This is a genomic window from Streptococcus sp. oral taxon 056 str. F0418 (genome assembly GCF_000220065.1).
GTDB lineage: Bacteria > Bacillota > Bacilli > Lactobacillales > Streptococcaceae > Streptococcus.
In genome coordinates this window covers 608,981-629,677 of record NZ_AFQU01000001.1, presented here as the reverse complement: position 1 = coordinate 629,677, position 20,697 = coordinate 608,981, and the positions used below count along the sequence as shown (strand labels likewise).

The window sequence follows — 20,697 nt, the reverse complement described above, 5'->3', positions numbered from 1 at the left end:
TCTAAGGAGTTTTTTATGAAACGACAGGAAAGAGAAATACGTCAACGTTTCTCATTAAGAAAATATAAAATAGGAGTGCTTCCGGCTTTAATCGGGACTACTCTTTTAGTGTTTGGAACAGCAACGGAGACACTAGCAGATCATAAAGTGAATTACAACTTTATTGACATTAATAATTTGTCAGCAACAGAGCGTTCTTTGATTATTGAAGGGGTTCCAAGTGGGAAAGTTTCGTCTGATGAAGAAATCATCTTGGTATATAAGCGAGTAAATGGGAAGAGAGTTTTTCCAAAAACGGGTTCCAGAACTAACCTTTTAGTAGAAGTAGGCTTGGCAGGTGCGACTTTAGGCGCAGCTGTTTATTTGCGCAAATCTAAAAAAGGACGTCATACTTTCTTCGTTATGACCATCTTAGGAACAATGGTTCTAGGCAGTCATGTCATAGTTGCAGATGACTACCAATCACTTCTTGAACAAGTCACAAAGATTGTCAAAACAGATGCGGAACTTAGCCAGGTGCTGACTCCTTCTGAGATATCAAATTATCAATATATTGGTTATATTCGCCGTAAACTGCCTGCTATTCAAAAGGGAACGGTTAATGTCTATTATCGTGACAGGGCGGGAAATTCTCTAGCACCGATGGAAACAGCAGCGCAAGATGGCGCGGTTGGTCAGCCGTATAGCACTAAGTCCCTCTTTAGACAAAGTATTGAAAAGGATGGGAGGACCTATAATTGGGTAGAAACGCAAGGGGAGGAAAAAGGTACGCTGTCAGAAGGCGTAGCAAATGTCATCTATGTCTATGAAGAAGTGGGCACCCCCCACCGGTTATTCCGCCAGTAGTGAAACAAGGATCTGTCCAAGTTCACTACAGAAACAGTGCAGGCGAAGAGTTGAAACCATCTGTGATCGCTGTTTCCAATGCTAATGTCGGTACGGGTTATGATACCAGTTCTCTGCGTGATGCGACTATTGAGAAAGATGACAAGACGTATCATTATGCCTCCACTTCAGGTGTGGAGACAGGCACTGTAGCTGAGGGTGTGACGGAGATTACCTATATCTATGATGAAAATCCAACCCCTCCACCAGTTATTCCGCCAGTAGTGAAACAAGGATCTGTCCAAGTTCACTACAGAAACAGTGCAGGCGAAGAGTTGAAACCATCTGTGATCGCTGTTTCCAATGCTAATGTCGGTACGGGTTATGATACCAGTTCTCTGCGTGATGCGACTATTGAGAAAGATGGCAAGACGTATCATTATGCCTCCACTTCAGGTGTGGAGACAGGCACTGTAGCTGAGGGTGTGACGGAGATTACCTATATCTATGATGAAAATCCAACCCCTCCACCAGTTATTCCGCCAGTAGTGAGACAAGGATCTGTCCAAGTTCACTACAGAAACAGTGCAGGCGAAGAGTTGAAACCATCTGTGATCGCTGTTTCCAATGCTAATGTCGGTACGGGTTATGATACCAGTTCTCTGCGTGATGCGACTATTGAGAAGATGGCAACGACGTACCTCATTATCGTCGTCCACTTCAGTGTGGAGACAGGCACTGTAGCTGAGGGTGTGACGGAGATTACCTATATCTATGATGAAAATCCAACCCCTCCACCAGTTATTCCGCCAGTAGTGAAACAAGGATCTGTCCAAGTTCACTACAGAAACAGTGCAGGCGAAGAGTTGAAACCATCTGTGATCGCTGTTTCCAATGCTAATGTCGGTACGGGTTATGATACCAGTTCTCTGCGTGATGCGACTATTGAGAAAGATGGCAAGACGTATCATTATGCCTCCACTTCAGGTGTGGAGACAGGCACTGTAGCTGAGGGTGTGACGGAGATTACCTATATCTATGATGAAAATCCAACCCCTCCACCAGTTATTCCGCCAGTAGTGAAACAAGGATCTGTCCAAGTTCACTACAGAAACAGTGCAGGCGAAGAGTTGAAACCATCTGTGATCGCTGTTTCCAATGCTAATGTCGGTACGGGTTATGATACCAGTTCTCTGCGTGATGCGACTATTGAGAAAGATGGCAAGACGTATCATTATGCCTCCACTTCAGGTGTGGAGACAGGCACTGTAGCTGAGGGTGTGACGGAGATTACCTATATCTATGATGAAAATCCAACCCCTCCACCAGTTATTCCGCCAGTAGTGAAACAAGGATCTGTCCAAGTTCACTACAGAAACAGTGCAGGCGAAGAGTTGAAACCATCTGTGATCGCTGTTTCCAATGCTAATGTCGGTACGGGTTATGATACCAGTTCTCTGCGTGATGCGACTATTGAGAAAGATGGCAAGACGTATCATTATGCCTCCACTTCAGGTGTGGAGACAGGCACTGTAGCTGAGGGTGTGACGGAGATTACCTATATCTATGATGAAAATCCAACCCCCCCACCAGTTATTCCGCCAGTAGTGAAACAAGGTTCTGTCCTTGTTAAGTACGTCAATGAATCTGGCCAAGAAATTAAGGCACAGGCGACTGTTGGAACAGACGTTCCATTAGGTACAGCATATGATACTCGCAGTCTACGCGATGAAACGCTGACTGGTACTGATGGCAAGACCTACCGTTACAAGTCCACGATCGGTAACGAGCAAGGTCAAGTAAGTGAAGGTACAACCACCGTTACTTACGTCTACAAAGAGACTAAGGGATCTGTCCTTGTTAAGTACGTCAATGAATCTGGCCAAGAAATTAAGGCACAGGCGACTGTTGAAACAGACGTTCCATTAGGTACAGCATATGATACTCGCAGTCTACGCGATGAAACGCTGACTGGTACTGATGGCAAGACCTACCGTTACAAGTCCACGATCGGTAACGAGCAAGGTCAAGTAAGTGAAGGTACAACCACCGTTACTTATGTTTATAAGGAAAAGGTACAGACACCTTCGGCAGAGGGAAAGGGAACTGTCATTGTCAAATATGTTGATGAAACTGGTCAAGAGATCTGGCCGAGCGAAACGGCTTTAACTAACGTTCCACCTGGTACTCATTATGATGTGTCGGATAAAAAATTGCCAATGATAACCATCACAGGACCGAGTGGTCGGATGTATCGCTATAAGTCTGTGATTGGCAGTGAGACTGGTCAAGTAGTTGAGGGTACGACAACGATTGCTTTTGTTTATGAATCGCCCAAAGGCTCTGTCATCGTCAAATACGTGGATGAAGCTGGACATGCTATCATTCCATCAGTGACAGCTGTTGATAATGAACCTGTAGGTAGATATTATAATATTAGTGATTATCCAAGAAATACGATAACGGACAATACAGGACGCCATTATCAACTTATTTCTACACAAGAACAGATTATGAGTCTGATTTATGGTATGATTGAAGAAGGAACAAAAGAAGTCTCTCTTGTTTATCGAGCTAATCAAAAAGCTAACCAAGGCTACTTAGTGGCTGTTTTTGAGACGCGCTTAGGTAAAAAACTAAGAGGTGAGGCTGAGATTCTTCCGTTTGGGGATACTGGCAGAACCTACGATGTGACCATGAACCGCTTAGTTTACAAAACTATGATCGATTATAAAGATGGGAACAGAGCTTATCGCTTAGTAGAAGTCGTTGGAGATGAGAAGGGTACCTTACAGGAAGGACGCCAAGTTCTTCGTTACATCTATGAGTCAATGTATGGAAACCTTAAAGTTCGTTATATTTCTAGAAAGACGGGGCAAGAATTAGCGCCGTCAGTAACGTTGCCATATAGTGGTGGTCTCTATAATACACTCAAGTACAGAAAAGATCCGAGTGAATTTTCAACTGGCCTGTCTAATCCGGCTGCCTATCAGACGATGACAGTAGACCAGCCTGAAATTGGTCAGTTGGATTCGAATGATATGACGGTCACTTACTACTATGACTACGATTTTCCGGAGACAGAGATGACTGGTAAGCATACCATTAATTATACCTTTAACCTCAATACTACTGGTTTTTACTATTCGACTTTTAAAGTCTTTTACAAGGGCCAAGAATTAACAACTATGAATGTCGGAGATGAAGAAAGTCATAGTTTCGTCGCTTCTGGCAAACTCTTCTATGGTGAGGGAGCGGTTGGTTCAGCTACACAAGCTCCGACTAAAGAAGAAATCCTGACCAATCTAACCTTTGAGATAGATGGCATCGTCTTACATGGTTTTGAAGAGTTTAGAGAATTCATGAGTGACTTTGTAGAGGGAGCAGCGCCGATGGATAATATCGCTAACTATACTCCTAAGCAAATTTACACTGGTAATACCACTGTCAATTTGTATCAAATTTTAACTTATTCTCGCGGAAAAGGAGGTTGGGGATAGAGATTTGAGACGCTTATTCTTTAATGAATGAACGTCTCAATCTATTTTCAAAAGAAATTTCTGAATGAAGGCAAGAAATCCAGCCATTCATTCCGGCTATTGCTTGGACTGTTCTAGTAACAGGTATCGTTGCATTTGCTTCTAAAAAGAAAAGAAATGATGAATAAAATGAAAGTTCTTGGTAGTAAGAATGACGATTCTTATGCATTGAGAATGCGAACGTTTTATTTGATTTGACTGCAACAAATCTTTCTGTTCTCTGATATAGAGAGCCCAGAACGTATGTTTTGAGTTTTTTGGGGTCCATTGTCAACTTGTAGTGGGTTGATGAAAAGTTACAACCTGGTGAGGACCAAATTGGTTCTCTCCTTTTTGATGTTCAAAGCGATGAGTTTCCAGTAACGTTTTAATGCCTTAAATTCAATAGATTTTCGCTCTAATTGGTTCATGATTTGGATGCGAAGACGACTCATAGCTCGACTGATATATTGTATAATATGGAATTGATTGCGAACGATTTTAGTGTTTAGAAATAGTTTTCTAGCAATGTCGTAGTAAGGAGTAAATATATCCATGGTAATGGTTTTTACTTGATTTCTGACTTATCTAGAATACTCTTAGGAAGTGATTGAGAGTAGTCACTTGAGTTCGTCCATCTTAAGATAGTGATGATCTTTCTTGAATCGAAATCTTGTACAATAAAGCTCATTTACCTTTGCATGAAGTAGTATTCATACTAAGCCATGTGTACTGGAAGACAGTTTAGGTCCGTCTTGAAGTCAAACTTCTTCAGTTTTCGGATGACAGTTAAAGTTGAAACGGCTAAGGTTTCAGTGATGGTAGTCATGGGGGCCTTATCGATTAGTTTTTTAGCGATAGATGTAATTTGGCGTTTCTTCTTGACTAAGGAAATCTCTGAAAAAGCAATTTTTCCGCAGCCTTTACAGAGAAAACGTTGTTTTTAAGTGAATGAGAGTTTTATATCTCTCGTATTATGGGTAAGTTATTTTTGGGTCTTTCTGGAAGTCATATTAAGTCATTTTCCCGTATAGTAAGGGTATTTAGGCGCAGGATAATTCAAGCTTAGTGATAATTTCTTTGTGTGTTCCAGCAATATCTTTTTCAATGGTAGTTTAGTTGCTTTCATTATAGTTCTTATGGAACTTTTTTCTACAACAAAATAGGCTCCATAATTTCACATTAGTTTGAACCACTACAGAAATTATAGAGTCGTGTTTTCGAATTAATCTGAAAGTATCCAATACTATCAACAAAAGCTTTCAACTCGCAAAAAGAATATAAGAAAGATTGGTTAAGTTCTTATTTAATTAAGAAAATAGTTCTCTTTATCAAGATAGCATTGTTATAGAAATCCTATTTAATAGTAATCCTATGGATGCTGAAGTTGAGCTTTGGATTCCGCTTCAGTAAAAGAGTAAAATTTGATAAAAAATAATGACTGCTACGCCTAGTAAAAGACAGGGGATGAAAGCCATCCTGTCTTTTTTCTTTTTAAAGCAAAAACAGGCAAGGCCGGAGAGACTAGCGATTTGGATAAGAATGAGAATCTCTGTTAGACTAAAAATAGCTGAACAGGAAGCAAGAAAGAGAAAGTCGCCAGCTCCGATATGGAGATTATAAAAGAAGGCTAGAAGTCCTAAGGCTAAAAAGAAGAGCATGAGTGGATTGATGCCGGTAATCATCGTTAGTAGAAGCTGAATAACTAACCAAATCATTAAGGGGTATTGCAACTCTCTTTGATCGTAGATGGCTAGAGTCAAGCCCATGGTGAGTAGTAGGAGTTGACTGATAGAAATTGTACCAAGTGAAGTGGCCAGAAAAAGACTACCCAAGGTACATTCAAAAAATAAGTAGCGTAAGGGAAGCTTGATTCCACAGAAGCGGCAACGAAATCGATTCACGATTTGAGAAAAAATGGGAATTAAATCACGCGGAGCTAGTCTTTGATTGCAGATATTGCAATGGCTTGCTGGACTAATGATAGAATGATCTGGGAAGCGATCAATCACTAGTCCCAGAAAAGAAGCAATAACGCTACCAATTAGAAAAATGTATAGATGAATCATACCTATTTATTCGTAATGTTGAATAGAAAAATTCTGAAATTTTGCAACTTTTCTAATAAAGTCCTTTTTTGAATCTTTTATCTTGACTTCGTTATTTAGAAGCATTATAATTAAACTATAATCTAAAAAGATTAGAATTATTATAAATAAAAGAGGTAGATACAATGACACAAATAAAAAATGGTGCAGCAACTGACGTAGCAACTTTCAGCAATCAAAAGGCTTTGCCAAAGACTAAGGCAATTCTTAATCAAGTAGTGGCAGACCTTTATACAGCTCATATCGCTCTTCACCAAGTTCACTGGTATATGCGTGGTGCAGGCTTCATGGTTTGGCATCCAAAAATGGATGAATACATGGAAACTTTGGATACAACCTTGGACGAAGTCAGCGAGCGCTTGATTACACTGGGAGGCAAGCCTTATTCTACGTTGACCGAGTTTATCCAACACAGTAATATTGAAGAAAAAGCTGGTGAATTTAGCAAGGATGTAGAAGAAAGTCTGGCGCGTGTGATTGAAATTTTCCGCTATCTGACAGGTCTTTACCAAGAAGCTTTGGAAGTGACTGATGAAGAAGGAGATGATGTCACAAATGATATATTTGTCGGTGCTAAGGCAGACCTTGAAAAGACAATCTGGATGCTGACAGCTGAAATTGGCCAAGCACCAGGCTTATAAAAGAATGATTCCTACAAAGCAGAAAAGGAGACAAGCTTTCCTTTCTGCTTTTTTCATCTTGAAAAGTGCTAGAAAATCTGATAAAATAGTGCTCATGAAGACACTTTATGATGTTCAGCAGTTTCTTAAAAACTTCGGCATTATTATTTATATGGGAAAACGTCTGTATGATATTGAATTGATGAAGATTGAATTGAAACGGATTTATGATGCGGGCTTGATGGATAAAATAGAATATTTAGAAGCCGAGGCAGTATTGCGCCGAGAACATCAATCAGAATTGGCTTATATTGAAAAGAATGGAGAATGAAAAAGATGACATGGATTTTGATGGGGATTTTGGTAGGTATAGTGGCTTGGATGACCTTTAACTATTTTAGGTTGCGACGTGCAGCAAAAGTTGTTGAAAATTCTGAGTTTGAATCTTTAATTCGTCAAGGTCAATTAGTGGATTTGCGGGAGCCTGTTGATTTTCATCGCAAGCATATCCTGGGAGCTCGAAATATTCCATCAACACAATTAAAAGGTAATTTGGGAGCACTTCGTAAAGACAAACCAGTCTTACTCTATGAAAATGCTCGTGGTCAGCGAGTTATGAATGCAGCGCTTCTCTTAAAGAAAAATGGTTTTTCTGACATTTACATTTTATCTTATGGACTAGATAGTTGGAAAGGGAAAGTGAAGACGAGTTAAAACTTGATAAAAAAGAAAGCGTAAATGTGAACGGCACTCCAAAAGTTAGATTTTTTCTGTCTATCTTTTGGAGGTCAGTAACCATTTGCGCTTTTTGTTATGGATGAATAGATGTTCATACAAATGAGAAAGTATGGTGAAGTGGATGAAGATATGTAAGGAATTTTCTTCAGTTATCACGTTGAATAAACATTTAAGAGGCTTTATCTATTTTTCTCTAGATAATTTTTGATTTTCTTTAATTCTTCTGGATTCAATGGTCGATATTGTCCTTCTTGCAAAGAATTATCTAGGTGAAATTCTCCGAATTGTGTGCGCTTGAGATAAGTCACCTTAACGCCTACAGACAGAAACATCTTTTTGACTTGATGAAATTTTCCTTCAGAGATTGTTACAGAAGCACTGCTGAAGTCAAAGGTAGCAGAATGAATTCTGAGCTGAGCGGGTTTGCACAGTGTACCGTCTAAGAAACGGACACCTTTTTGAAACTCAAAAATTGCTTGCTCATCAAGAAAGCCATTTACTTCAACATAATAAGTTTTGTTAACATGGTATTGAGGGTGGAGTAATTGAAACCCTAAAGGTCCATTATCTGTGATTAGTAGTAATCCCGCAGTATCTCGATCTAGGCGTCCTATACAATATAGTTTTTCATTGAAGTCTTTAGGAGAAATGAGCTCCAGTACTGTTTTTTTATTCGTATCAGAATTAGCACTGACCCAACCACGTGGTTTGTTGAGCATGAAGTACTTGTGGGCTGGAGCGACTATGATTTGATTATCCAGTCTAATTTGTTGTAATCCAGTATCTACATTTTGGCTGAGTCTCTGTGCAGGAATATTGTCTACAAGGATTGCTTTTCTTTGCAAGGCTTGTTTCATATCTTTTCGGCTGATAGATGACTGGGCAAGCAAAGTATCGAGTCTCATTTGTATCCTTTCGTTGAGTTTATTCTTATTATAAGGTCTACTGACTTGAAATGCAAACAAATGATAGAGAAAATGGTTTTTCAATGAAAACATTTACACTTAGATAAACTGTGTTTTTTGCTTTAGACTATGGTATAATTGTTCAGTTAGAAATAAATATTATTAGAGGAAATCATGACAAAATTAAGAGAAGATATTCGAAATATCGCCATTATTGCTCACGTTGACCACGGGAAAACAACCCTCGTTGACGAATTATTGAAACAATCTGAAACTCTCGATGCCCGTACTGAATTGGCAGAGCGCGCTATGGACTCAAACGATATCGAGAAAGAGCGTGGAATTACCATCCTTGCTAAAAACACAGCCGTTGCTTACAATGGAACTCGTATCAATATCATGGACACACCTGGACACGCGGACTTCGGTGGAGAAGTTGAGCGTATCATGAAAATGGTTGACGGTGTTGTTTTGGTTGTAGATGCCTACGAAGGAACCATGCCACAGACTCGTTTCGTATTGAAAAAAGCCTTAGAACAAGATCTTGTCCCAATCGTTGTTGTCAACAAGATCGACAAACCCTCAGCTCGCCCAGCAGAAGTAGTGGACGAAGTTTTGGAACTTTTCATCGAGCTTGGTGCGGATGATGACCAGCTTGACTTCCCAGTTGTTTATGCTTCAGCAATTAACGGAACATCTTCACTTTCTGACGATCCTGCTGATCAAGAAAAAACAATGGCACCAATCTTTGATACGATTATCGACCATATCCCTGCTCCAGTAGACAACTCAGATGAGCCTTTGCAGTTCCAAGTCTCTCTTTTGGACTACAATGACTTCGTAGGTCGTATCGGTATCGGACGTATTTTCCGTGGTAGTGTGAAAGTTGGGGACCAAGTTACCCTTTCTAAACTAGACGGTACAACGAAAAACTTCCGTGTCACAAAACTCTTTGGTTTCTTTGGTTTGGAGCGTCGTGAAATCCAAGAAGCAAAAGCCGGTGACTTGATTGCCGTATCTGGTATGGAAGATATCTTTGTTGGAGAAACTATCACACCGACAGATGCGGTAGAAGCGTTGCCTATTCTCCATATTGATGAACCAACTCTTCAAATGACTTTCTTAGTCAACAATTCTCCATTTGCAGGTCGTGAAGGAAAATGGGTCACTTCTCGTAAAGTTGAAGAACGCTTGCAAGCAGAATTGCAAACAGACGTATCCCTTCGTGTTGACCCAACGGACTCACCAGATAAGTGGACTGTTTCAGGTCGTGGAGAATTGCACTTGTCAATCCTGATCGAAACCATGCGTCGTGAAGGGTATGAGTTACAAGTATCTCGTCCAGAAGTTATCGTGAAAGAAATCGATGGTATTAAATGTGAACCATTTGAGCGTGTACAAATCGACACACCAGAAGAATACCAAGGATCTGTTATCCAAAGTCTTTCTGAACGTAAGGGTGAAATGTTGGATATGATCTCAACTGGTAATGGTCAAACTCGTCTGGTCTTCCTCGTTCCTGCGCGTGGTTTGATTGGATACTCAACAGAGTTCTTATCTATGACTCGTGGTTACGGTATTATGAACCATACCTTTGACCAATACTTGCCATTGATCCCAGGTGAAATCGGTGGTCGTCACCGTGGTGCCCTTGTTTCCATTGACGCTGGTAAGGCAACGACTTACTCTATCATGTCTATCGAAGAGCGTGGTACTATCTTTGTCAACCCAGGTACTGAGGTTTACGAAGGAATGATCATCGGTGAAAACTCTCGTGAAAACGACTTGACTGTTAACATCACTAAGGCTAAACAAATGACAAACGTTCGTTCAGCTACCAAGGACCAAACAGCTGTTATCAAGACACCTCGTATCTTGACACTTGAAGAGTCTCTTGAGTTCTTGAACGATGATGAGTACATGGAAGTAACACCGGAATCTATCCGTTTACGTAAACAAATTTTGAACAAACAAGAACGCGAAAAAGCTAATAAAAAGAAAAAATCGGCTGAATAATGCTAGAAAGGAAAAGCAAAAATGGTTTATTTAATTATAGGGATTCTCATTCTCTTATATTACATTTTTGCTGCTCCTCAAAGTATTAAAGGGACTTTTAATGTTCTGTCAGCTGTGTTGTCTTTGGTTCTTTTGATTATCCTCTTGGTTCTAGCTATTTTTAGAATTTTTCAGATGCCGGGAGAATTATTTGTTGTAGTAGCAATGCTAGTTGTGGGTTACTTTGCTTTACGAGACATCTCTCGAATGGAGAAAAAAACGGGATTGTTTGACTTTTCAAATGATCAAAAATAAGAAGTATCAGTTTGATAGTCAAGGTAAAACTTGGTATCAAACTGTTTTTTTATAACAATTTTGCTTTTTGTTACAAATTTTTGCAAATTTGAGAGAAAATCACAATTTTTTCACAAGTTGATAACAGAAGTAAATAAAAGTCGCCTATGGCTTTTTTATTTCTACAAAAAAGGTAAAATATAGAGTATAGAATGAACAAAGAAGGTTTGGTATGAAACGTATTACAAATTTTGCCAATAAGAAGGTCTTGGTCCTGGGATTGGCCAAGTCGGGTGAGTCAGCAGCTCGCCTTTTAGATAAATTAGGAGCCATCGTGACAGTTAACGACGGTAAACCTTTCGAGGAAAATCCTGCTGCCCAATCTTTGCTAGAAGAAGGCATTAAAGTGGTGACAGGAGGTCATCCCTTGGAATTGCTGGATGAAGACTTTGAACTAATGGTGAAAAATCCAGGTATTCTCTATGACAATGCCATGGTCGTTCGAGCTCTGGAGAAGAAGATTCCTGTTATCACTGAAGTCGAGCTGGCTTATCTGATTTCTGAAGCGCCGATTATTGGTATTACGGGTTCAAACGGCAAAACAACGACTACAACCATGATTGCGCAAGTCTTGACAGCTGGTGGTCAAAATGGCCTCTTGTCAGGTAATATCGGCTTTCCTGCCAGTCAGGTAGCCCAAACAGCCAGCAGCAAAGATACGCTGGTCATGGAACTGTCTTCCTTCCAGTTAATGGGAATTGAAGCTTTTCATCCGCAAATCGCTGTGATCACCAACCTCATGCCGACTCATTTAGATTATCACGGTTCTGTTGAGGACTATGCAGCTGCCAAGTGGAATATCCAGAAAAATATGACAGCTGATGATTATCTGGTTTTGAATTTCAATCAAGATTGGGCCAAGGAAATGGCTAGTCAGACTCAGGCTACTGTTGTGCCTTTTTCAACGACTGAAAAGGTGGATGGTGCCTATCTAGAAGGTGATGTCTTGACCTTCCGTGGTGAATCGATTATGCAGGCGGCTGAGATCGGCGTTCCTGGCAGCCACAATGTCGAAAATGCTCTGGCTACGATTGCTGTGGCCAAACTGCGTGGCATTGACAATCAGACGATCAAAGAAGTCTTGTCAGCTTTTGGGGGTGTTAAGCACCGCCTCCAGTATGTAGGGCAGGTAAATGAGGTTGCCTTTTACAACGACAGTAAGTCTACCAATATCTTGGCAACCCAGAAAGCCTTGTCTGGCTTTGACAATAGCAAGGTGATTCTGATTGCAGGCGGCTTGGACCGAGGCAATGAATTTGACGAATTGGTGCCTGACCTCAAAGGGCTCAAGAAGATGGTCATCTTAGGACAATCAGCTCCGCGTGTAAAGAGAGCTGCTGATCAGGCTGGTGTTTCTTATCTGGATGCGACTGATGTCCGAGATGCAGCTCGGAAGGCCTTTGCTCAAGCAGAACCGGGAGATATTGTCTTGCTCAGTCCTGCCAATGCCAGCTGGGATATGTATAGTAATTTTGAAGTCCGTGGCGATGAATTTCTCGCTGCATTTGAAGAATTAAAAGGTTAAAATGAAAAAGATTGTATTTACAGGTGGAGGAACGGTTGGGCATGTAACCCTCAACCTTCTCCTGATTCCGAAATTTATCAAAGAAGGCTGGCAGGTCCACTATATTGGTGATAAGCATGGTATTGAGTATCAGGAAATCCAAAAGTCAGGACTGGATGTGACCTTCCATTCTATAGCTACGGGCAAGCTTCGTCGCTATTTTTCATGGCAGAATCTCTTAGATGGCTTTAAGGTCGTCTGGGGAATTTTCCAGTCGCTTGGTATTATGCTCAAGGTACGGCCGCAGGCCCTCTTTTCGAAGGGAGGCTTTGTATCCGTTCCGCCCGTGATTGCAGCTCGGCTGTCCGGAGTGCCTGTCTATGTTCATGAGTCGGATCTATCCATTGGCTTGGCCAATAAAATCGCCTATAAGTGTGCGACCAAGATGTATGCAACCTTTGAGCAACCTTCCAGTCTGACCAAGATTGAGCATATAGGAGCTGTGACCAAGGTCGGTGGCCAAAAGTCAGTCCTACCGCGGGAACTAGAAGAAATCCGTCAGTATTTTGATAAAGAACTGCCAACCCTGCTTTTTGTCGGTGGTTCTGCTGGTGCCAAGGTCTTTAATGACTTTGTCAGCCAGAATCAAGCTACGCTGACCGAGCGTTATAACGTTATCAATCTGACAGGCGATGAGAGTTTGGATGTTTTGTCTGATCGTCTCTTTCGCAGAGCCTATGTGACGGACCTCTACCAGCCTTTGATGGACTTGGCAGATGTGGTGGTGACCCGTGGTGGTTCCAATACAATTTTTGAACTCTTGGCTATGGCTAAGTTGCATATTATCGTTCCTTTGGGTCGAGAAGCGAGTCGTGGTGACCAAATCGAAAATGCAGATTATTTTGTGAAAAAGGGATACGCCAAACAGTTGCCTGAGGAACAGCTGGATATGAGTAATCTACAGGCAGCACTTGATGACCTTTTGGCGAATCAGACTTCTTATTATCAAGCTATGCAAAATTCCAATGAAATCAAGTCAGTGGAGGATTTTTATGCTGTCTTGAAAAATGATATAAGCAAAGGAAAAAAATGACGACAAAAGATAAAGACGAACAGAAAGAACTTCAAACTTATTTGTCTGAATGGCAAAAACGACATGAAGAATATCTAGAAAAAAAATCACAAGAAACTTCTGAACAAGAAGAAGGGATTCATGATAAAGAAAATCAACAGGAACCAATGTCTTCAGATGTAACAGTCAAAAATGATGATGAGGATGAGTCTAAAACTAAAAATGAAGAGTTAGACGAGTTGGAAGAATTGGATACAGACCAAGCAGAAAAATCAGAAGTTGCTGAAGAAGGTGATGAATCAACTTTAGAACAGGAAGAAGTTTCTAAACCAGAAAAAAAGCAAATTGAGAAGATTCACCTCTACCGGGCGTTACCTATTCTTATTGTTAGTTCATTACTTGCATTGAGCTCTCTATACTTCATCACTCCCTTAAGTACGATAAAAAATATAGTCGTTTCTGGAAATGAACGTGTGAGTCAGGAAGAAGTCATCAAAAATACTCAGATCGACAATCGAGATTATACATTGACAACGTTTTTGAATCGTTCTAAACATGCTAAAAAACTCACACAAGCAAATCCTTGGATAGAAAAAGCGGAGATTTTATATCAATTTCCTGCCACATTCACTATCAAAATCAAAGAATATAAGGTGATTGCTTATGAGGCTTCTAGTGGGAATATTTATCCAGTAATTAGCAATGGTAGTCTGATTAATAAACCTGTGAAAAAAGAGAATCTACCTGAGAATTATCTCCGTTTTAATTTGTCAGATAAAGCAAAAGTTAAAAAATTGGTACAAGAATTGGAAGGTGTTTCAGAAACTATAATAAATAACATTCAAACTGTTGATTTAACGCCTAGTAAAGCAACCAAAGATCTCTTAACTTTGACAATGAGAGATGGTCATAAGATTTTGGTTCCTTTATCAGATATCCATAAGAAGCTTCCCCACTATAGCCGAGTACAGTCTCTTTTGACTGAACCGAGTATTGTGGACATGGAGGCCGGAATCTTTAGTTATCCAGCTAGCTTAGCTCAAAAAGAGTCGGAAGAAGAGAAAAATTCTGAAGAAAATGCTCAAACTGAAACAGCAGAAACTTCTGAAGAAACAACTAGTGAAGTAAATTACTAAAGAAAACAGAGAAAATCTCACCACTTTTGCTTTTTTTGTGTTATAATAGGCAATGGATAACTGTATTTTTAAAGAGTTATCGGATAAGTTTGAAACTCGGAAGATAGAGAGGAATGATGGAATGGCTAGAGATGGCTTTTTTACAGGATTAGATATAGGAACTAGCTCCATTAAAGTGTTAGTAGCAGAACATGTCAACAATGAAATGAATGTTATTGGCGTAAGTAACGCTAAAAGTGCTGGTGTAAAAGACGGAATTATTGTAGATATTGAAGCAGCGGCAGGAGCGATCAAAGCTGCTATTGCGCAAGCAGAAGAAAAAGCTGGAATTTCAATTAAGGTAGTTAACGTTGGTTTGCCTGCAAACTTACTACAAATTGAACCTTCTCAGGGAATGATTCCGGTAACGAACGATGCAAAGGAAATCACAGATATTGATGTTGAAAATGTCGTTCGCTCTGCCTTGACAAAAAGTATGACGCCAGATCGTGAAGTGATCACATTTATCCCTGAAGAATTCATCGTTGATGGTTTTCAAGGAATCCGTGACCCACGTGGTATGATGGGGATTCGCTTAGAAATGCGTGGTTTGCTGTATACCGGACCTCGTACGATTCTACACAATCTACGTAAAACAGTGGAGCGTGCAGGTGTTCAAGTAGAAAATATCATTATCTCACCATTAGCAATGACTAAGTCAGTTTTGAATGAAGGTGAACGCGAATTTGGTGCAACCGTTATTGATATGGGTGGTGGGCAAACAACAGTTGCCTCTGTGAGAAATCAAGAACTTCAATATACAAATATTTATCAAGAAGGCGGCGATTATGTCACAAAAGATATTTCAAAAGTTTTGAAAACCTCACAAAAATTGGCAGAAAGTTTGAAATTTAACTACGGGGAAGCCTATCCACCAGCTGCGAGCCAAGAAACTTTTCAAGTTGAAGTAATTGGTGAAGTTGAGCCAGTTGAAGTAACAGAAAAATATTTAGCTGAAATCATTTCAGCGCGCATTAAACATGTTTTTGAGCAAATTAAACAAGATTTAGAAAGAAGACATCTCTTGGATTTGCCAGGAGGGATTGTCATTATTGGTGGTGGAGCAATTCTACCAGGAGTTGTAGAGTTGGCTCAAGAAGTGCTTGGCGTGCCAGTTAAATTATTTGTGCCAAATCAGATTGGTATCCGTAATCCAGCTTTTGCGCATGTGATTAGCTTGTCAGAATACGCTGGTAACCTAACAGATGTAGATGCATTAGCACAAGCAGCTGTCCAAGGTGATGAGTTGTTACGTCAGCAACCAAGTAATTTTGCTCGTCCATTACAAACAATGGCTTCTCCTCGCTTCGCTGTTCCGAAAGAAAAACAACCGCAGGCGGAAGTTGAACCACGAGTAGAACCTCGAATTGAAGTGCCAACGCTTCAAGAACAAGATACAAAGACAGAAACATTAACAGATCGTGCTCGTAATTGGTTGGGCAATCTGTTTGATTAAGGAGAGGGTAAAAATATGACATTTTCATTTGACACAGCTGCAGCACAAGGTGCAGTCATTAAAGTAATCGGTGTCGGTGGCGGTGGCGGTAACGCTATTAACCGCATGGTTGAAGAAGGTGTTGCAGGTGTTGAATTTATCGCTGCCAATACAGATGTGCAAGCATTAAGCAGTACGAAGGCGGAAACTGTTATTCAACTTGGGCCAAAATTGACACGTGGACTTGGTGCTGGAGGTCAACCTGAAGTAGGTCGTAAGGCTGCAGAAGAAAGTGAAGAAGTATTGTCAGAAGCTCTATCAGGAGCTGATATGGTCTTTATCACTGCAGGAATGGGAGGTGGCTCTGGTACAGGAGCAGCTCCAGTTATTGCACGTATTGCAAAAGGACTTGGTGCTCTGACTGTTGCAGTAGTAACTCGTCCATTTGGCTTTGAAGGAAGCAAACGAGGAAATTTTGCAATAGAAGGAATTAATGAGCTTCGTGAGCATGTGGATACTTTACTGATTATTTCTAACAATAATTTACTTGAAATTGTTGATAAGAAAACTCCGCTTCTAGAGGCTTTAAGTGAAGCTGACAATGTTCTTCGTCAAGGTGTACAAGGTATCACTGATTTGATCACTAGCCCAGGCCTGATCAATTTAGACTTCGCAGATGTGAAGACTGTAATGGCAGATAAGGGAAATGCTCTCATGGGTATCGGTATCGGTAGTGGTGAAGAGCGTGTTATTGAAGCAGCTCGTAAAGCTATTTATTCTCCACTTCTTGAAACAACGATCGATGGTGCAGAAGATGTTATTGTCAACGTGACAGGTGGTCTTGACTTGACTTTGATTGAGGCTGAAGAGGCTTCAGAAATTGTCAATCAAGCGGCTGGTCATGGTGTAAATATCTGGTTAGGAACTTCTATTGATGAAAGCATGAAAGACGAAATTCGTGTGACAGTAGTAGCTACTGGAGTTCGCCAAGATCGAGTTGAAAAAGTAAGTGGAATTCGTTCAGCTAGTCGTTCACAAGGAGAACCAATTCGTGAAGGGCGTCCGCATCATGCATATGATCGTAGCTTTGATTTGACTGAGACAGTTGAAATTCCAAGAACAAGTCGTCCGCAACCTGAAAAACCACAAGCTTCAGCTTTCGGTGACTGGGATTTGCGTCGCGATAATATTGTTCGTGAGAATCAAACTGTGTCACGTCCAGCAGTTGAACGTTATGCAGATCATTCATCAGAAGACGATGAGTTAGAAACACCACCATTCTTTAGAAACCGTTAAGAATGGATTTGCAAAAGAATAAGGATCAAGTCTTTGCTGCGGTAGAGAATGCTATTCGAACAGCAAATCGTCCAGAAAACTCCGTAAGTATCGTAGCTGTCACCAAATATGTTGACAGCTCTACTACTAAAGAGCTGATAAAAACAGGGATTAGCCACATTGGAGAAAATCGAGTGGATAAATTTTTGGAAAAATATCAGGAGCTGAAAGATGAAGGCTTGACTTGGCACTTAATTGGAACACTTCAACGTAGAAAAGTAAAAGATATTATTAACTATGTTGATTATTTTCATGCTCTAGATTCAGTCAAATTGGCTGAAGAAATCAATAAGCGCGCGACTCATATTGTTAAATGCTTTTTACAGGTCAATGTTTCTGGTGAAGAAAGTAAGCACGGCTTTGCTATCGAAGAAGTAGAAGCTACACTGAAATCTCTAGAGAATCTGGAGCGTATTCAGATTGTAGGAATTATGACGATGGCGCCAATAGATGCCTCTGAAGATGAACTAAAGAATATCTTTCAAACCACTCATAATCTTCAACAAAAGCTACAAAGTAAACAAATTGCCAATATGCCCTTTTCTGATATAAGTATGGGTATGAGTCAGGATTATGCATTAGCAATTCAACATGGCTCAACTTTCGTTAGGATAGGGTCATCATTTTTTAAATAGGAAAGAACCATGTCATTAAAAGATAGATTCGATAAATTTATAGAATATTTTACAGAAGATGGAGATGAAACGCAGGTTGCACAACCTCAGGCGCAACCACAAGCCGTCAAAACTCCAACTCAAAGACCAGCATACCAAGAGCCTGTTCGGGAAGTGAAACAACCCCAATCGCGCATGGTAGCTAGCTCGACGTCTCAATCAAGCACTACTCCATTGCATAACGAGAACATTACTCGTCTGCATGCTCGCCAACAAGAATTAGCACAAAACCATACAGTTGTGACTTCTGATAAGGTAACAATTGATGTTCGTTATCCCAAAAAATATGAAGATGCACCTACGATAGTTAACCTCTTGCTTGCAAATGAGAGTGTATTAATTGATTTTCAATATATGACCGAGGTGCAAGCTCGTCGTTGTATCGATTATTTAGACGGAGCGAAGCAAGTTTTGATGGGAAATCTTAGAAAAGTTTCAGGAACCATGTATCTCTTGACACCAGTCAATGTAGTAGTCAATATTGAAGACATTAAGCTACCTGAGGGTGTACATAGTGATTTTGATTTTGATATGAAACGTAGATAAAGAGATGGTATTTGTAAGTTTTATTTTATTGTTAGCGAGAGTTCTCTCTTTAATTCTCGTCGTCTACGCTTTAATGTCTTGGTTCCCTGGTGCTTATCAAACTTCGCTAGGTCGATTAGTTCTTAGAATTGCAGAATCTATTTTGAAACCTTTTCGTCGACTACCACTTCAATTCGCAGGTTTAGACTGGACGGTGTATGTAGCATTGCTTCTTATACACTTTGGTAGTGATTTGCTTGTTCGCTTGCTTGTTTCATTATTTTTCATATGATAAACGAATATAAAGATCTCTATCAACATTTTACGGCAGAAGATCATACTTTTCTGGATAAAAGTTTGGAATTGATTCAGCGAGTAGAAGATACGTATAGTAGAGTGGTGACATCCTTTGTTAACCCCCACCAAGCTAGTATTCTTGAAAATTTAGCGAATAAATATCAATTACAAATTTTTGTCAGCAGTCGTTTTTTTCCCAGCGAATGGGCAAAAGTAATACTGGCTCCGGCATATTATGAGCTTGAATTAGAAGATTTTGAATTGTGCTTACTTGAGGTGAATTATCCTAGTAAGTTTCATCAGCTTACACATGCTCAAATCTTTGGAACGCTGATGAATCGCTTGGGTTTAGATCGTCGAACATTTGGTGACATTCTAGTAGAAGAAACTAGAGCACAGGTTTTAGTTGATAAAAGATTTACCCAGTTTTTTATTGACAATATTACAAAAATTGCTAAAGTACCAGTCACGCTAAAAGAAATTTCTTTAAGTGAAATATTGCATACACATGAGTCTTCTGATTCTAAGGATATCTTGGTATCCAGTATGAGATTGGATAAGTTGGTAGCTAGTACTTTTAAACTATCTCGAAACATTGCTTCACAGCTGATTTTTAGTAAACAAGTGAAGGTCAACTACGCTATTATTGATAACCCTAGTTTGGTGATTGGGTTAGAAGATTTGGTCAGTGTGAGGAGATATGGAAGATTTAAGGTAATGAAAGAAAATGGCTTCTCAAAAAGTGGGAAGCATAAGTTAACAGTTGAAATACAATCTAGTAAATGAGGAAAAAATATGGCTCTTACATCATTAGAAATTAAAGATAAATCTTTCAATACAAAATTTAGAGGTTACGATGTTGAAGAAGTAGATGAATTTCTTGACATTATTGTGCGTGATTATGAAGCTTTGGTGCGTGATAATCATAATAAAGAAGCTCGCATTAAAAATTTAGAAGAACGTCTGACTTATTTTGATGAGATGAAAGACTCACTTAGTCAATCTGTTTTAATTGCGCAAGATACAGCTGAAAAGCTAAAACAAGCTGCACAAGAAAAGTCGGATAATGTTTTGCGTCAAGCTGAACAAGAAGCGCAGCATTTGTTAGACCATGCAAAATTTAAGGCAAACGATATTTTGCGCCAATCAACTGACAATGCTAAAAAAGTAGCGATTGAAACAGAGGAATTGAAAAATAAGGCTCGTTTATTCCATCAACGCCTTAAATCAACAATTGAAAGTCAATTAAGTATTGTTGATTCTTCTGAATGGGAAGAAATTCTTCGTCCGACAGCTACTTATCTCCAAACAAGTGATGATGCTTTCAAGGAAGTTGTTCAGGAAGCCCTTGGTGAAACCGTGATGCCAGTTACTGATGATGAATCGGAAGTGACTCGTCAGTTTTCTCCAGAAGAAATGGCTGATTTACAACAACGGATTGCAGAATCAAATGCGGACTTATCTGATACAAAAGTGGTGGAAGTCGTATCTGAAGAAAAAAATTCTTCTGAAGACATTGAAATTTTATAAAAACCAAATGTAAAAACACAAGTTGTACAATACATTTACAGCGAGCAGGTGAGGGTGAAAGACTTGCAATCACTGTTGTCTAACTTA

General features: G+C 39.9%; 19 protein-coding genes and 1 pseudogene. 17 read left to right on the top strand and 3 right to left on the bottom strand.

Annotated elements, in window-relative coordinates; genetic code table 11:
• Positions 1–15 precede the first annotated feature (15 nt).
• Positions 16–846 carry a YSIRK signal domain/LPXTG anchor domain surface protein gene (locus HMPREF9182_RS03150; RefSeq protein WP_009754778.1) on the top strand — a complete coding sequence of 277 codons (831 nt, stop codon included), beginning with the start codon at positions 16–18 and terminating at the stop codon, positions 844–846.
• Positions 846–4,325: a MucBP domain-containing protein gene (locus HMPREF9182_RS03145; RefSeq protein WP_037602637.1), complete on the top strand. Its 3,480-nt coding sequence runs from the start codon at positions 846–848 to the stop codon at positions 4,323–4,325. Before HMPREF9182_RS03150 ends, HMPREF9182_RS03145 begins: the two co-directional genes overlap by 1 nt.
• Positions 4,326–4,693: 368 nt before the next feature.
• On the opposite strand, the pseudogene HMPREF9182_RS10900 reads toward HMPREF9182_RS03145, so the two are convergent.
• Positions 4,694–5,356, bottom strand: a pseudogene (locus HMPREF9182_RS10900) (transposase); the annotation flags it as partial.
• Positions 5,357–5,749: 393 nt separating this feature from the next.
• Positions 5,750–6,412 carry a prepilin peptidase gene (locus tag HMPREF9182_RS03140; protein WP_009443494.1) on the bottom strand — a complete coding sequence of 221 codons (663 nt, stop codon included), beginning with the start codon at positions 6,410–6,412 and terminating at the stop codon, positions 5,750–5,752.
• Positions 6,413–6,576: 164 nt separating this feature from the next.
• Here HMPREF9182_RS03140 and HMPREF9182_RS03135 point away from each other — a divergent pair, with 164 nt between their 5' ends.
• The 3 genes from HMPREF9182_RS03135 to HMPREF9182_RS03125 all read left to right on the top strand — a co-directional run bounded on the left by HMPREF9182_RS03135 (position 6,577) and on the right by HMPREF9182_RS03125 (position 7,785).
• On the top strand, positions 6,577–7,092 hold the full coding sequence (locus tag HMPREF9182_RS03135; protein WP_009754550.1) for a Dps family protein: 516 nt from the start codon (positions 6,577–6,579) through the stop codon (positions 7,090–7,092).
• Between the two features lie 94 nt (positions 7,093–7,186).
• Positions 7,187–7,402: a YqgQ family protein gene (locus HMPREF9182_RS03130; RefSeq protein ID WP_128080234.1), complete on the top strand. Its 216-nt coding sequence runs from the start codon at positions 7,187–7,189 to the stop codon at positions 7,400–7,402.
• Positions 7,399–7,785, top strand: coding sequence for a rhodanese-like domain-containing protein (locus tag HMPREF9182_RS03125; protein WP_128080233.1), 387 nt, complete (start codon positions 7,399–7,401; stop codon positions 7,783–7,785). Before HMPREF9182_RS03130 ends, HMPREF9182_RS03125 begins: the two co-directional genes overlap by 4 nt.
• Positions 7,786–7,988: 203 nt before the next feature.
• Here the strand turns inward: HMPREF9182_RS03125 and HMPREF9182_RS03120 are convergent, their stop codons facing one another.
• The gene (locus HMPREF9182_RS03120) at positions 7,989–8,714 is read right to left on the bottom strand and encodes a pseudouridine synthase (protein ID WP_037602634.1); all 726 of its coding nucleotides are present in this window, start codon (positions 8,712–8,714) and stop codon (positions 7,989–7,991) included.
• A 174-nt stretch (positions 8,715–8,888) separates the two neighbouring features.
• Here HMPREF9182_RS03120 and typA point away from each other — a divergent pair, with 174 nt between their 5' ends.
• The 12 genes from typA (at position 8,889) to HMPREF9182_RS03065 (ending at position 20,610) form a co-directional block, all read left to right on the top strand.
• Positions 8,889–10,730 carry a translational GTPase TypA gene (gene typA / locus HMPREF9182_RS03115; RefSeq protein WP_009754959.1) on the top strand — a complete coding sequence of 614 codons (1,842 nt, stop codon included), beginning with the start codon at positions 8,889–8,891 and terminating at the stop codon, positions 10,728–10,730.
• 21 nt (positions 10,731–10,751) lie between these two features.
• Positions 10,752–11,024, top strand: coding sequence for a DUF3165 family protein (locus HMPREF9182_RS03110; RefSeq protein ID WP_009754814.1), 273 nt, complete (start codon positions 10,752–10,754; stop codon positions 11,022–11,024).
• 211 nt (positions 11,025–11,235) lie between these two features.
• Positions 11,236–12,588: a UDP-N-acetylmuramoyl-L-alanine--D-glutamate ligase gene (gene murD, locus HMPREF9182_RS03105; RefSeq protein ID WP_009754791.1), complete on the top strand. Its 1,353-nt coding sequence runs from the start codon at positions 11,236–11,238 to the stop codon at positions 12,586–12,588.
• A 1-nt stretch (position 12,589) separates the two neighbouring features.
• Positions 12,590–13,660 carry a UDP-N-acetylglucosamine--N-acetylmuramyl-(pentapeptide) pyrophosphoryl-undecaprenol N-acetylglucosamine transferase gene (locus HMPREF9182_RS03100; protein ID WP_009443225.1) on the top strand — a complete coding sequence of 357 codons (1,071 nt, stop codon included), beginning with the start codon at positions 12,590–12,592 and terminating at the stop codon, positions 13,658–13,660.
• Positions 13,657–14,775, top strand: a complete 1,119-nt coding sequence (locus HMPREF9182_RS03095; RefSeq protein WP_009754497.1) for a cell division protein FtsQ/DivIB — start codon at positions 13,657–13,659, stop codon at positions 14,773–14,775. The genes HMPREF9182_RS03100 and HMPREF9182_RS03095 overlap by 4 nt, the downstream gene beginning before the upstream one ends.
• A 121-nt stretch (positions 14,776–14,896) precedes the next feature.
• Positions 14,897–16,270 (top strand): cell division protein FtsA, encoded by a 1,374-nt coding sequence (gene ftsA / locus HMPREF9182_RS03090; RefSeq protein WP_009443159.1) that lies wholly within the window; start codon positions 14,897–14,899, stop codon positions 16,268–16,270.
• Positions 16,271–16,285: 15 nt separating this feature from the next.
• The gene (gene ftsZ / locus HMPREF9182_RS03085; RefSeq protein WP_009444029.1) at positions 16,286–17,545 is read left to right on the top strand and encodes a cell division protein FtsZ; all 1,260 of its coding nucleotides are present in this window, start codon (positions 16,286–16,288) and stop codon (positions 17,543–17,545) included.
• Positions 17,546–17,547: 2 nt separating this feature from the next.
• Positions 17,548–18,219 carry a YggS family pyridoxal phosphate-dependent enzyme gene (locus HMPREF9182_RS03080; protein ID WP_009443716.1) on the top strand — a complete coding sequence of 224 codons (672 nt, stop codon included), beginning with the start codon at positions 17,548–17,550 and terminating at the stop codon, positions 18,217–18,219.
• A 9-nt stretch (positions 18,220–18,228) separates the two neighbouring features.
• On the top strand, positions 18,229–18,804 hold the full coding sequence (locus tag HMPREF9182_RS03075; protein ID WP_009754692.1) for a cell division protein SepF: 576 nt from the start codon (positions 18,229–18,231) through the stop codon (positions 18,802–18,804).
• 4 nt (positions 18,805–18,808) lie between these two features.
• A complete protein-coding gene (locus tag HMPREF9182_RS09865) occupies positions 18,809–19,075 on the top strand; it encodes a YggT family protein (protein WP_083819040.1) in 267 nt (88 codons plus the stop codon).
• A complete protein-coding gene (locus tag HMPREF9182_RS03070) occupies positions 19,072–19,866 on the top strand; it encodes a YlmH family RNA-binding protein (RefSeq protein WP_009754995.1) in 795 nt (264 codons plus the stop codon). The genes HMPREF9182_RS09865 and HMPREF9182_RS03070 overlap by 4 nt, the downstream gene beginning before the upstream one ends.
• 9 nt (positions 19,867–19,875) lie before the next feature.
• Positions 19,876–20,610 carry a DivIVA domain-containing protein gene (locus HMPREF9182_RS03065; RefSeq protein WP_037602629.1) on the top strand — a complete coding sequence of 245 codons (735 nt, stop codon included), beginning with the start codon at positions 19,876–19,878 and terminating at the stop codon, positions 20,608–20,610.
• Positions 20,611–20,697 lie beyond the last annotated feature (87 nt).